Source organism: Opitutus sp., assembly GCA_024998815.1.
Taxonomy (GTDB): Bacteria; Verrucomicrobiota; Verrucomicrobiia; order Opitutales; family Opitutaceae; genus Rariglobus.
The window spans coordinates 1,580,348-1,592,095 of the sequence record JACEUQ010000002.1; the positions used below are offsets into that span (position 1 = coordinate 1,580,348).

Consider the following 11,748-nt stretch of genomic DNA (forward strand, 5'->3'; position numbering starts at 1 on the left):
GTTGAGTGTAATTGACCCGGTCAGGGTTTGAACGAGTCGTTGGGTTTGCCGTCGTCGGCGAGGTCGCCGAAGTGGTTCACCGCGTCTTTGAGGAGGGAGGCGGCGGCGAAGACCGTCAGGCCGATGGGGGTGGCGGAGAGGGGGCCGGCGATGGTGAGGGCGAGGCCAGCGGCTTTGCCAAGGAAGGAGAGGATGTGGAGGAGTTTGGTGGGCATACGCCTGGGGCGGCGTGTCAACTTGGCGGCGGACGGAGGCCGGATTTCGGAGTGGTGACACAGAGGCGGATGGGAGGTCGGATGAGGGCGCGGAGGACGGCGGGGGTCAGGGGGCAGAGGTCAGCGTTTAGAGGTCAGAGGTCAGCGTTTAGAGGTCAGCGATTGAAGGACAGAGGCCGGATTTCGGAGTTTGTCACAGAGGCGGCAGGAGCGCGGACACAGAGGCTCACTGAGCAAGACGGAGCGGAGGGCTGAACTGCCCTAAAAATCGGCCAAAAGTTAACACGTTGGGTTAACATGTATTAAAAATGGCGGTTTTCTTTACATGTTTTGGCGACGTGCCAAGAAAATGGGTGTTTGCTTTACATATGACTACTCCGCTCACGCCCCTTCCCTTGCCTTCAACGGTCGCATTGGAGACTCCTGCCGTGCTGCGTCAGCTCGCCCGTGCCCATCGTCAACTGGCGGAACTTAAGGGGGCCGCCGGTACCATTCCCAATGAGTCGATTTTAATCGATACCCTCGCGCTGCAGGAGGCCAAGGATTCCTCGGAAATCGAAAACATCGTGACCACGGAGGACGAACTGTTTCAGGGCGATGCCGTCGCCGCTCAGTTTCCGTCCTTGGCGACCAAGGAGGTCCACAGCTACGCGACCGCCCTCAAGCTGGGTTTCGCGCGGGTGCGCGAGCAGCGGTTTCTGCGTCTCGACGATGTGCTCGCTATCCAGGCCACCTTGCTGGAAAGCCGGATCGGGCTGCGCACGTTGCCGGGGACGGTGCTTAAAAATCAGGAGACCGGGGCGGTGATTTACACCCCGCCGCAAGACCCGGAGGAAATCACGCGGTTGATGGGCAACTTCCTCGAGTACTTCCATGCGGGGGACGATGGACTCGACCCGTTGGTGCGGATGGCGGTGCTGCACCACCAGTTCGAGAGCATTCACCCCTTTTACGATGGCAACGGCCGCACCGGGCGCATTCTCAACCTGCTGCATCTCGTGCTGCACGGTTTACTCGATCTGCCGGTGCTCTACCTGAGCCGCTACATCGTGCGGCACAAAGCCGACTATTACCACCACTTGCAGACGGTGCGCGACACGGGCAACTGGGAGGCGTGGGTGCTCTACATGCTGCGCGCGGTAGAGGAGACCTCGCGCCAGACACTCACGCAGGTTCAGGGGATTCGCGACCTGATGCAGACCACCAAGCAGCGACTGCGTGCGGAGCTGCCGCGACTCTACAGTCAGGATTTGATCAATAACCTGTTCCGCCATCCTTACACCAAAATCGAGTTCATCGAGCGCGACTTGGGCGTGTCCCGACAGACCGCGACCAAGTACCTGACGGAGCTTTGCGAGGCAGGGATTGTGCGTAAGCTCAAGCTGGGGCGGACTAATTTTTATATCAACGAGCCGCTGTTTAAGCTGTTGAGCACGTAGGCGGAGGACGGAGCTTCGGAGTGGTTACACAGAGAAGGATGGGAGGTCGGATGAGGGCACGGAGGACGGCAGGTCGGAATCAGTCTTCGGGGGCGGGCTTGGCGTTGCGGTCGCGGATCTCGCGGCGGATGCGGAGGCAGAGGTAAACGAGCGTGGCCATGCCGACCATGAGGCCGACGTAGGCGTTGAGGCGTTCAAGGGTGGTGAAGGCGAAAAAGCCTACCGCGCCGTGATACGGGACCGGGTCGCGGAGGATGGAAAGGGTGGCGGGGAACATTTTTTTGAAAAGTAGCGAGTAGCGGGTAGTGGGTAGCGAGTAGGCCGGACACAGAAACGGGCGGCGGTCGTCTTCGACCGGCCGCCCGTGGTGCGCTCTTTGTGGGTGGCGTTTAGCTGGCGGTGAGCTTGCGGGCGCAGACGGGGGACGTGACGCGGATGTCTTCGCTCCAGTCGACCGCCAGAATATCGGAGCGGGCGGCGTCGTCGCGGTAGGTGCGGACGACGTCCGCACCGCCTCGGCGCAATCGGAAGGTTTTCATGAAGCTGGGGTCATAAAGAGTGGGGCTGGCGTTGGCGTGGAAGATCACCAACTGCTGGCCGACGATGTTTACGTTGGCTTTGGTCAAGCCGAGCTTGGCCGTGTCCCGGGCCAAGATGCCGACGCGGATGTCGATGCTGGGGTTGAGGAGCAACGAGCTGAACTGGGCCATGCTCACACCGATCGAGGCCGCACCGGGGAAGCGGGCGATCACTTTGGCGTTGTTGCGTAGCTTGTTCCAGAGCGGCAGGCCGATCACGAGGCGGTTGGGCATGCGGCCGGTGTCGGTCGCAAGGGCTTCGATTTGCTCGTCGAGTTTGGCGATAGGGTCGTCGCTCGCCAGGGTGATGTTGGCCGCAGCAGCCAGCGCGGTCAGGGCGGCGAACACTTTGGCTTCGTGCGAGGTGACGGCGGAAGAAACGAGGGTCTGCGTCTTGGCCTCTTCGAGGCGAAGCGGATCGCCTTCGCCGGCTTCGTCGCGTTCGTGGTCGTCGATGGCGATTTCGAGGGCCTGCGGGAGGCAGTTGTACGTGGGATCGCTGGCGGCGAATTCGAGGCGTTTGGCGGGGCCACCGACGGCGCGCGAGGTGTCGACCACCTGAAAGGTATTTTTGTCGTCGAAGTTTTTATATTGGCCGGTGGCAGCGGGGACGACGACCTCGGGGGCGAGGAAGTTGGCGAGCGTGGCGGAGATGTCTTGCGACAAGCCGCGTGCGTAGTTGGTCAGGGTGACGTTGTATTTGGAGGAGGACATGAAGGGAAGAAGATGACAGAGGACAGATGGCAGAGGTCGGATTTCGGACCGAGAGAACGAGTAGGAGTAAGAGAACGAGAACGACTCGGAGGTTAGACGGCGGGGGTTAAGACCGGGGTGTAGAGAGCGGCTTCGATGAGTTCACCGGAAACTCCGGCTTCGAGTGCAATCCCGACGACCATCCGCGGGGCGTCGTTGCTGTAGCCTTCAACGCAGCCGGTGGCGGTGAGTTGCAGCTGCTCGCCAAAGCTGACCGGGCCGGTGATTTTCACCCGGACTGTGCCAGCGAGGCCGCCGGGAATCGCCACGGTGACGCGTTCGTAGGCTTTGCCGCCGGTAAGAAGCAGCCCAAGGGGTTTTTCGAGGGCGTAATCAACCAGGCAGATGCTTTCGTTGTTACTAAGCCGAACGAACCGGCCTTCTTGGCCGGTCAGATCGACGTCGGCCATAACCGAGATAATCGCGTTGGTGCGGGTGAGGTGCATGGGAATGAGCTAGGAGCTATGAGCTTGGAGCCGGGATTAGGTGAGGGATTGGGGGGCGATGAGGATGGCTTCGACGAGTTCGTCGGTGACGCCGGTTTCGAGGGCTTGGGCAACGAGGGTGCGGGCGCCGGTGCCGGCGTCGGTCTGAACGCGGCCGTCGGCGGTCGTTTGCAGGTACGCGCCGATGGTCGAAACGGTGGCGGCGAGTTTGACGCGGACAGTGCCAGCGAGTCCGCCAGCGCCGAGGGCGACGGTGACGCGTTCGGCGGCTTTGCCGTCACAGAGGAGGACGCCAAGGGGTTTGACGGTGGCCGAGCTCAGGAGCGCGGCTTTGCCTGCGGTGAGGACGATGAAGCGGCCAACGTAGCCGGTGAGGTCGGCGTTGGCCTCAAAGGGGAGGATGGCGTTGGTACGGGCGAGAGAGGTTTTCATGGGGAGCGAGCTGGGAGCTTAGAGCTGTGAGCTAGGAGTTGGGTTAGCGGAAGAGGTCGGGGCTTTCGGCTTTGGCCTTGGCGTAGATGGTCTGGAAATCGGCGCTGGGGTGAGCGGCGCGGATGGTGGCCAGTTTCTGTTCTTGGCGGGTGATCTGGCTGGCAGGCGTAACGGTGTCGTCGGTGCCGGTAGTCAGGCGGGCGAGCACCGGGTTGATCGTGAGGCTTTCGAGGGCTTTCACCGCTTTGGTTTCGTCGCGGAGGAGTGCATCGACCCAGAAACCACGGGTGTCGGTGTCCTTGGCAGGTAACCGGCCGGCACGGACAGCGGCGTCAACGTGGGCCTCGGCGCGGTGGCGGGCCTGCGTCGCCATGAGCAATTGGAGGCCGGCGAGTTCGCTTTTGATCGCGGTGGCGTGGCGGGTGAGCTGGGCAACGAGGTCGGCTTCGTCGGTGGCGGAGGCGTCGACGAGCGAAAGGGAACGGAGGGTGGAGATGAGGTTTTGCATGGGCATCGACTCAGCCACCGTGTCAACCGGCGCGGCGGCGAATAATGGGGCGATACGCTTGAACGCGGCGCGATTGACCAGGCCGCCCATGTTGATTTCGGAGCCGGTCACTTGGCCCGAGGCGTCGAGGTGGAAGGTCGGTGAAAAGCGGCGGAAGGTTCGGCCTTCGACGGACTTTTTGCCGGCGTCGGACCAGTCGAGGCGGGCGCGGACGCCGCCGGTCTGCGGCTCGTCACCAGCCCAATAAAATTCGGTCGGCCAAGCGGAGGCTTCGCGGTCCTCATGGTTAAAATCGAAAAAAGGGCGGTCCTCGCAGCCCTCGGCGGCGGCGGTCATTTTTGCGGCGAGGAAGGTTTGCAGGACGGCGGCGGTGGCCGCGTTCACTGCCACTTCGACGGAGACGGGTTTGCCGCCCTGGGACGCCCGGATGCGGTGGCGGCCGGGCGGCATGTATTGGATGTCGGAGGGGAGCGCTGCGCCTTCGGTCAGGGCGTTTGCGAAGGCGGCGTGTAGCGGGGCGTTTTTGTTGTTGGTGGCGAGGTCCATGCCATCGCCACGGTGTCAACGGTGGCGCGCGCTCACTTGGGCGGCTGGTAGTCGGCCTTTGGGACGCGGCTCAGGGAGCTGCGGCAGTTGTAGTGTGCGGGCGGTGGCGAAAACCAACCGTCACCCCAGCGGTGACCGTGACGACCGAGACAAACTTCGGTGGTGCGGCCGTCGAGGATCGCGTCCCAGACGAGGTAATCGCCGGCGGCCTCGGCCTGGGCGAGTTGCTGGGGGAATGCGGCCTCGGCAGCGGCTTGGCGGCCGGCGAGGGATGACGCGGATTCGCTGGCCGCGTCGATGGGCGTTCCGCAACCGCAGGTGCAGGCCGCAGAGGTCGGAGCGGACGGAGGACGGTTGCCGGAGGCCGGACTCGGCGGGGCGGGAGTGATAGGTTTGGCCGGTTGAAACAGGGCTTCGCTCGGGGCTGGCGACGGGACTTTGTGGCGTTCGTAGAGGTATTGAAGGGAGACGGGCAGGCCCATGTCCACAAACAGGGTTTTGTCGCGGGTGGCCATTTCCTGCTCACGCTCGGGGCGGGTGATTTCCACTTCAACGAAGGGCACTTCGTCGGCGGTGCCCCAATTTTGGGCGATCAACTGGGGGATGAGTTGGTCGTTAAGAATCGCGACGATGTATTCGGCGTAAGTTTCGAAGAGATCCAACTCGACCTCTCGGTGCACCTCGGTGGCGGCACGGCTGCCTTCGCCGTTGTGTTCCACGGACAGGTTTTGCCCCAAAAGCATAATGTCACAGGCGCGGTCGGCGATGCCCATGAGGCGTTCGCTCGGATCGTTGGGACCGGACACGCCGGGGGTGGTGCCCTGCATGATTTGCAGGTTAGTGCCCTGCGGGAATGCACCCCAGGAGGCCGTGCCCATGTTGCGGAGCGCTGACGTGATGGCGTCGATTTCAAGCTGGGTGGCGGTCGTTGGGTAGTTGGCCCAGCGCAGCGGTGTGCCGAAGAGTTCGGCTTTTTGCACGAGCCATTCCCAACCGAGCATGTGACCGAGCCAGAGCGGTGCCAGGGCGCGGAGTTGGGCGGCTTCACCAAGGGAGCCGGACTTCGAATGAAAAATGCCGGTGAGGAATTTGCCGGGGTGTTTAGCGAAGGGGACGAGCTTCCGATCTGAAGTGGCGATGTTGTTACCGTTTAGGCGGAGTGCGAGGGTGCCGTCGGTGTCTATGCCAAGGTAACGAGTCGGCACGCGGCGGAACCCGACCGGCACCACGTAACCCGTGGTGTCGTTGGCCCAATCGATTTCGACGACGGACAGGCCGCGGGCAACGGCGTCCATCAGTTCGTAAACGGCGGAGCCGAGCGGGGCCCGGGTCGTGTCCACGTAACCTCGTTGGAGGTGGAGCGCTGACTCGACGAAGGCGGCTTTTTCCTGGGCCGTGGCCGAGGGTTTGCCGTTCTTCGGGGTGTAAGGCTGGACGTTGAGGGGCAGCTTGCGGATCGCGTTTTTGATCTTCTGCAGGTTGGCGCGGAGACGCGGCCAGGTGTCTTCCATCAGGTTAAACAAATCGCTTTGTGCGGCGAGGTCGCCACGGGCGCCGGCGTCGAGGAGTTCACCAATGGCGTCGGGCGAGAGGCTGCTGCCGAAGAGTTGCGGTTCAAAGTCGCGGGCGGTGGGGCGGATGATGGGAGATGGGGACATGGTGGGAGGAAGATGACAGAGGTCAGGAGGCAGAGGTCGGATTTCGGAGTGGTTACACAGAGACGGACGGGAGATCGGATGAGGGCACGGAGTAAGGCAGGTTTTGGACTCAGCGGGTCCAGGCGCAGCGGTAGCGGGTGAGCGCGGGGCGGTGGCGGGCGTTCAGGCCTGTGGGCACACGCTCGGAGGCGAAGGCTCCCGTTCCGGCGGAGGGGTTGCGCTGGGCGGCGTGGATCGCGAGGGCCAGCGCGGTGGATCGGTCGGCGTGGCCGTCTGCGGTGCGGGCGGCGGCATAACGGATCGTGCCGCCGGGGCTGACGATGCGTTGCATGCTGCCGAGGTCGTCACGGATTACCGCTGCGGCCGGTAGCCCAACGGCGCGGGCTTGGAGCGCCTTTTTTAGCCGTTCGAACAGCTCACGTTTTCGGTCGCCGGTGAAGGTGACGCCTTCAAAGCGGGTTTCATCAAGGGCGGCGGCGAGGTGTTCGCTCACGGGGCCGCCGATGCCGGTGGCGTCGATCGCGGTGAAGGCCGCCGCCATTACTCGGGGAAGAAGGATTTCTTCCTGCTGCGGGAACGGGACGCGGTCGAGGACGAGGACTTCGCGGGTTATCAGTTGGCCGCCGTGCAGACGTTCGAGGGTCCAAGCTACGGTCAGATCTCGTTTTCGACCGACGTCGATGCCGATAAACAAGGCCGGTCGCGGCCGGAGGGTTCGACAATAGAGGTCCGTAAGCGGATCGAGGGTAGCTTCCTCACATTCACAGCCTCTAACGAGTTCGGCGGGGAATACCTGCGACGAGTGCTCCATGAACTGGCACTCGAACTCCTGCGCCCAGCCTTCGGGATCGGCCAAGTTGGCCCGCAGTTCGTCCACGTTAAGCGCGAGACCCTGCGCGACGGCATCGTAGACACTGGTCTTGTGGCGGGAGAAAGCCGGCGCGTGCTCCCATAAATCGAAATACTTATTATTCCGGCCCGCCGGCGTGGAGATGACGCGCAGTTTCAGCGCACCGCGCAGCGGGTTGGAGATGATCGGGTAGACCGCGCGCCAGATTTCCTCGGGGTTTTCGTGGAAGGCGAATTCGTCCAACACCAGGTTGGCGGAGTAACCACGCGCGGTGGACGGGTTGGCTGGTAGTGCAATGACCCGCGCCCCGTTGGGAAACCGTAGCTGCGATTTCTGGATCTCGGGTCGGTATTCTTGGCCGGTCGAGTAGCTGACCGCGTCACAGAAAATGCCTGCTGCGCGGTTCACCTTGTCCATGAACTCCAAGGCCTGCCGTTCACCGGCGCTCAGGATGACCCAGTCACCACCGGTCTCGATGGCGTCGGCCACCACCTCAAAGGAGGCAGCGAGAGAACCGCCAATCTGCCGAGATTTGAGCCAGATTTTGAAGCGGGCTTTGTCCTGCACCCAGGCACGTTGGTAGGGCAAGAGGAGGTCGAGCGGCGTGACCGCGAGGCGGCGGTCGGGCTTGTAGGACTTTTTCGGCGCGGCGCGGCTCATGGCGTGGGCGTCGTCACGGCGGGCAACGCAGGCGCTTCGCTGGCACCGAGGCGGGAGCGCCATTCGCGCATGATGTCTTTCTCGCGGTCGGGCGTGATGTTCACCTGCGTGGCTACCACGGTGGTGGGTTGGTCGCGGTACACGTCGGGCTTATGCGCCTTCAGGAAAAAGATTAAGCAGGCGTCGGAGTAGCGGCGGCGCTCACCGCACTGCTGGCCTTTGGCGTCGAAAACGGGCTCACTCCAGCCGTCGATACCACGGCGTTTCAGCTCGAGCTCGGCCTCTTCGATGCGGGATGAATTACGCACGCGGTCACGCTCCAGCTGGGCCGATTGCAGGACCGGCACGAGGTCGGGTTTGCGCTGCAGGTGGCGGTAAAACGTGGACTGGTCGATGCCTTCTTTCTCGATGGCGTTGAGCGACGGCGAACCGTCGCGAATGTCCTGCACGATGCGCTCAAAGAGGGCTTGGCTGAACTTGGGCGAGCGACCGAGCTTGGATGCTTTGGGGACGGCGATTGGCATTGCCGTAACGGCGGTGTCAACGCGGCGCAGGCCGGCGTCGGTGCTTGTGGACGGTCGAAACGGATGGGCGGAATATGCGCGCGCAGGCGGATTTGGCGGTGGTTCGAAAACGCGCTGGGGGATTGGGGGCTCGGGCGGTTCGGGGCTCGGGGTTCGGGGCGGGCGTAGCCCGGCCCTCGGGCGCGGAGTCGGGCCGCGGCGAGGCTGGGCGAGCACGGCACGACGGAGCCGCGTGCCAGGGGCACGCAAAGCGCGCCAAGACGCCAGCGGAGCGATGCGGCGCGGACGCGCGGGGCCACCGCGCCGGCTGGGCGGCGGGGGGAAGCTCCCCCCGTGAACGAGCTTGCGAGTGAACTTGGGGGGGCGCCTGGCGGCCGGCCGGACCAGCGATGGCTTTGTGCCACCCCGCCCAGCGACGTTACGCGTTAAAAAAGGGACGGCCCGGGCGGGGGCGGGGGGTATCCCATTCGCGCGGTAGCGCCGCTAAAAGACGTTCTACCGGCGAAGCCGAGTGATATTTCTGGGGGCGCGCGCATACTGACAACGCACCGTAGTGAGCCCCGAGGGTTCCGCGTGTAATACGACATTATGACCACATGCCGGAGGCTCGGCGGAGGGAAGGTGCCGCCCCGATGGAATGCTTGGACTGAGGGGCGGATCGTGCACCCATTGGCCATAATGTCCTATTACACGCGGAACCCGCGCAGCCGCTGTGCCAGATCAGCCCGGACGTGGGACGTGGACGGCTGGACACGACGTCGGACGTGACTCGGGGAACGCCGTCGCGTGCCTGCCGCCGTCGCCCTCGCCGGGCCTGGCACTGCGGGTGCCGGGGCTCACGGAGGTCGCCCGCGTTTTTCGCGCGCGTTCCATTGTGGGCCGTGAGTGAGCTTGCGAACGAGCCACTGTCGTTGGTTGGCCGTGGGGCGTTGTCGCCCCGCGTATCAAAGCCTTCCGGCGTATGAGGTGGGCCGTAGCGAGTCGGCGAGCGGTGGGCCAAATTTTTTCAGGCCGGGCGAGTCGGCGGCACTCGGTGAGCACCTGGCTCGGCAGGCGCGGAATCGAGGGTCGCTGTCTCGCACCGCTGACATTGGTTCGTTGAGGGGATTCGCAGCCGGACAGGCGAGCAGGCGCTGGCGGTCGGGCGACCGGAATGGAGCGGAGTGTGGGAGTGGAGACGGAGGGGCACAGGGGACGCCGGGCCGGGGGTTTGTGGCCGTCTCGGCCGTAGCCCCGTTTCGACGACGCGGTTCCTGGCTCGGCAGGATCCGTGGCGTGAGGGGCGAAGGACGTTGCGGCCCCCCGGCTGGGCGGCCCCTGGGACCCGCAGGCGGAACGCACGCACGTAGCGGAATGCAGGGCGACCGACTGCCAGCGTCTGCGGGCGGATTATCGTGCGGCTTACGCCGGAGCGCGTTAGCGGGTTCGCCAAGGGAGCGGAGCGAGCGCAGGCGTTGAGGAACACGCCCACCGGGGGCGTCGAATTCCATTGAGGCCCCCACCCGCCAGCACCGCTCACAACCTCACCACGCCCACTCGGCATTTTAGGCGGCGAGGTCGTCGTGGAGTTTTTTGAACCAGGTGAGTTCTTGCCGGAGCAGACGGCGGGCTTCGGGCGTCCACTTGGCCAACGGGGTGTCGTCGGTGCGGCGGTGATACCAGCGGCGGAATTGATCAAGCCCCTTCGTGAATTTGATCACCGGCGTATTCGCATCGGGCTGAACGGCTTCGCGGGGCGCCGGTTCGGGCAATACCCCCGTCGCGAGGTAGGCCTGGCGCAACGAGTGGGCATCATTGAAAAACGACACATGTGTCGTTTTTGATAATCGAATGTAGCGTTGGGCTGTTCGTGCCGAGATTTCGGGGCAATTCACGGCAAGCCAATCCGTCCAGGCCCCATGGGGCAGACTGCCTTTTTGTCGTTCGAGTAATCGCCCGCAGTCGATGGCCGCAACGATGGCGTGCTGGGCCTTTTCTCGGGCCGAACCGGCAAGGGTTTGGGCTGTGGTGAACGCGGCATTGATCGCCAGCGCGAGGTCGACGGGGGAAGTAGCGGGTAGCGAGCAGTGAGTAGCGGGTAGGACGGGCGAGAGGATTTCGAGTGAGACGGTTTTAGTTTTGGGCGCGGTCATGTTTCGAGGTGTGCGATGTCAATTGGGCGAGGCGGTAAATGCGACGGGCGCGCTTGGAGCGCATCCCCCGCGACGGTGGCAGGCCGAAGGTTTCGGACCACTGTACGACGAGTTTGGAAAACCCCGCGCGTGTCACCCCGTGGCGTTCGGCGAGGGCGGCTTCGCTCAGCCCTTCGATGTCCATGAGCCCCGAGGCGAAACAGGCGGCGTCGAAGGCAAGCATCGGGTTGGGATGCGACCGAATGCGGGCGCAGAACGAGGCTAGGATGGCCGACGCTGAGGCCGCGACCTGGTCGGCAGTCGTCTCGGCTGGGTTGGGGTCGTCGGCGTCTTCGGCGACTGCATCGGGTGTGGGTTCGGGTGCTGCATGACGTTCGAGCCGGGTGTCGTCGGGCTGACGCGTGTTGGTGCGGCGTGTGGCGTCGGGTTGAGCCAAGCCCCCCGCCGCGAGTTGAGCTCGTTCGGCGGGTGGCAGGCTGTCCACCCAGGCGCGATAGGCCTCCTCGTATTGGGCGTCGCGGGCTGCTTGGCGGTCGGCGCAGGTCATGGCGAGGGCGCGGGGGTTGGAGTGGCCGCAAAGGGCAAGGAATCGGGCCGATGGGGCGGAGGCAGGCTGGAAGCCTGCGCTACTTCGCTTGCGGCGACGTGGTCGCTTTGACGGATGAGGTTGAGCCAGTCGTCGGCGCGCATCGTCACGAGCCAGCCGGAGCGGTTACGGGTGTGGGCCACCACCGGCGTCTTGCGCGCACCGGCATCGCGGATGGACTGGTCCATCGCTCGCCAGATGTTGAGCGCCTCGACGGCCTTCACCTCGAAGTGGATGCTTGGCAGCTCGGGGCAAGCCACGTCGGGCGAGTCGGTGCCGCCTGCGTATTGCACGCCGCGATGGGCTTTGATGAAGCCGGCTTCGCGCAGCACGTCACGCCAGCGACGCTCACCCCGTTTGCCTTTTTCGCGTGAGTTCATCGGGCACCTCCGCGCGGCTTCGCCGCAGTTGAAGTGACAAG

General features: G+C 64.2%; 13 protein-coding genes. 1 reads left to right on the forward strand and 12 read right to left on the reverse strand.

What is annotated here, in order from left to right:
• Nucleotides 1-20: 20 nt before the first annotated feature.
• Nucleotides 21-215 carry a hypothetical protein gene (locus tag H2170_14730; protein MCS6301330.1) on the reverse strand — a complete coding sequence of 65 codons (195 nt, stop codon included), beginning with the start codon at nucleotides 213-215 and terminating at the stop codon, nucleotides 21-23.
• A gap of 368 nt (nucleotides 216-583) precedes the next feature.
• Here H2170_14730 and H2170_14735 point away from each other — a divergent pair, with 368 nt between their 5' ends.
• On the forward strand, nucleotides 584-1,654 hold the full coding sequence (locus H2170_14735) for a Fic family protein (protein MCS6301331.1): 1,071 nt from the start codon (nucleotides 584-586) through the stop codon (nucleotides 1,652-1,654).
• A gap of 79 nt (nucleotides 1,655-1,733) precedes the next feature.
• On the opposite strand, the gene H2170_14740 is transcribed toward H2170_14735, so the two are convergent.
• The 11 genes from H2170_14740 to H2170_14790 form a co-directional block, all read right to left on the reverse strand.
• Nucleotides 1,734-1,931 carry a hypothetical protein gene (locus H2170_14740; protein MCS6301332.1) on the reverse strand — a complete coding sequence of 66 codons (198 nt, stop codon included), beginning with the start codon at nucleotides 1,929-1,931 and terminating at the stop codon, nucleotides 1,734-1,736.
• A gap of 112 nt (nucleotides 1,932-2,043) precedes the next feature.
• Nucleotides 2,044-2,946, reverse strand: a complete 903-nt coding sequence (locus H2170_14745) for a hypothetical protein (GenBank protein ID MCS6301333.1) — start codon at nucleotides 2,944-2,946, stop codon at nucleotides 2,044-2,046.
• A 92-nt stretch (nucleotides 2,947-3,038) separates the two neighbouring features.
• Nucleotides 3,039-3,431 (reverse strand): hypothetical protein, encoded by a 393-nt coding sequence (locus tag H2170_14750; GenBank protein MCS6301334.1) that lies wholly within the window; start codon nucleotides 3,429-3,431, stop codon nucleotides 3,039-3,041.
• A 36-nt stretch (nucleotides 3,432-3,467) separates the two neighbouring features.
• Nucleotides 3,468-3,863: a hypothetical protein gene (locus H2170_14755; GenBank protein MCS6301335.1), complete on the reverse strand. Its 396-nt coding sequence runs from the start codon at nucleotides 3,861-3,863 to the stop codon at nucleotides 3,468-3,470.
• Between the two features lie 43 nt (nucleotides 3,864-3,906).
• Nucleotides 3,907-4,917: a hypothetical protein gene (locus H2170_14760; GenBank protein ID MCS6301336.1), complete on the reverse strand. Its 1,011-nt coding sequence runs from the start codon at nucleotides 4,915-4,917 to the stop codon at nucleotides 3,907-3,909.
• Nucleotides 4,918-4,949: 32 nt separating this feature from the next.
• Nucleotides 4,950-6,575 (reverse strand): DUF935 family protein, encoded by a 1,626-nt coding sequence (locus H2170_14765; protein MCS6301337.1) that lies wholly within the window; start codon nucleotides 6,573-6,575, stop codon nucleotides 4,950-4,952.
• Nucleotides 6,576-6,684: 109 nt separating this feature from the next.
• A complete protein-coding gene (locus tag H2170_14770) occupies nucleotides 6,685-8,085 on the reverse strand; it encodes a hypothetical protein (protein ID MCS6301338.1) in 1,401 nt (466 codons plus the stop codon).
• Nucleotides 8,082-8,609 carry a hypothetical protein gene (locus H2170_14775; protein MCS6301339.1) on the reverse strand — a complete coding sequence of 176 codons (528 nt, stop codon included), beginning with the start codon at nucleotides 8,607-8,609 and terminating at the stop codon, nucleotides 8,082-8,084. Before H2170_14775 ends, H2170_14770 begins: the two co-directional genes overlap by 4 nt.
• Before the next feature lie 1,544 nt (nucleotides 8,610-10,153).
• Nucleotides 10,154-10,741: a DUF3102 domain-containing protein gene (locus tag H2170_14780; GenBank protein ID MCS6301340.1), complete on the reverse strand. Its 588-nt coding sequence runs from the start codon at nucleotides 10,739-10,741 to the stop codon at nucleotides 10,154-10,156.
• Nucleotides 10,722-11,288 carry a hypothetical protein gene (locus H2170_14785; GenBank protein ID MCS6301341.1) on the reverse strand — a complete coding sequence of 189 codons (567 nt, stop codon included), beginning with the start codon at nucleotides 11,286-11,288 and terminating at the stop codon, nucleotides 10,722-10,724. Before H2170_14785 ends, H2170_14780 begins: the two co-directional genes overlap by 20 nt.
• Nucleotides 11,285-11,707 (reverse strand): hypothetical protein, encoded by a 423-nt coding sequence (locus tag H2170_14790; GenBank protein ID MCS6301342.1) that lies wholly within the window; start codon nucleotides 11,705-11,707, stop codon nucleotides 11,285-11,287. The genes H2170_14785 and H2170_14790 overlap by 4 nt, the downstream gene beginning before the upstream one ends.
• Nucleotides 11,708-11,748 lie beyond the last annotated feature (41 nt).

What these genes read in the sequence shown, in the direction of transcription:
- H2170_14730 (MCS6301330.1), bottom strand. Translation starts at nt 215, where the DNA reads ATGCCCACCAAACTCCTCCACATCCTCTCCTTCCTTGGCAAAGCCGCT.
- H2170_14735 (MCS6301331.1), top strand. Translation starts at nt 584, where the DNA reads ATGACTACTCCGCTCACGCCCCTTCCCTTGCCTTCAACGGTCGCATTG.
- H2170_14740 (MCS6301332.1), bottom strand. Translation starts at nt 1,931, where the DNA reads ATGTTCCCCGCCACCCTTTCCATCCTCCGCGACCCGGTCCCGTATCAC.
- H2170_14745 (MCS6301333.1), bottom strand. Translation starts at nt 2,946, where the DNA reads ATGTCCTCCTCCAAATACAACGTCACCCTGACCAACTACGCACGCGGC.
- H2170_14750 (MCS6301334.1), bottom strand. Translation starts at nt 3,431, where the DNA reads ATGCACCTCACCCGCACCAACGCGATTATCTCGGTTATGGCCGACGTC.
- H2170_14755 (MCS6301335.1), bottom strand. Translation starts at nt 3,863, where the DNA reads ATGAAAACCTCTCTCGCCCGTACCAACGCCATCCTCCCCTTTGAGGCC.
- H2170_14760 (MCS6301336.1), bottom strand. Translation starts at nt 4,917, where the DNA reads ATGGACCTCGCCACCAACAACAAAAACGCCCCGCTACACGCCGCCTTC.
- H2170_14765 (MCS6301337.1), bottom strand. Translation starts at nt 6,575, where the DNA reads ATGTCCCCATCTCCCATCATCCGCCCCACCGCCCGCGACTTTGAACCG.
- H2170_14770 (MCS6301338.1), bottom strand. Translation starts at nt 8,085, where the DNA reads ATGAGCCGCGCCGCGCCGAAAAAGTCCTACAAGCCCGACCGCCGCCTC.
- H2170_14775 (MCS6301339.1), bottom strand. Translation starts at nt 8,609, where the DNA reads ATGCCAATCGCCGTCCCCAAAGCATCCAAGCTCGGTCGCTCGCCCAAG.
- H2170_14780 (MCS6301340.1), bottom strand. Translation starts at nt 10,741, where the DNA reads ATGACCGCGCCCAAAACTAAAACCGTCTCACTCGAAATCCTCTCGCCC.
- H2170_14785 (MCS6301341.1), bottom strand. Translation starts at nt 11,288, where the DNA reads ATGACCTGCGCCGACCGCCAAGCAGCCCGCGACGCCCAATACGAGGAG.
- H2170_14790 (MCS6301342.1), bottom strand. Translation starts at nt 11,707, where the DNA reads ATGAACTCACGCGAAAAAGGCAAACGGGGTGAGCGTCGCTGGCGTGAC.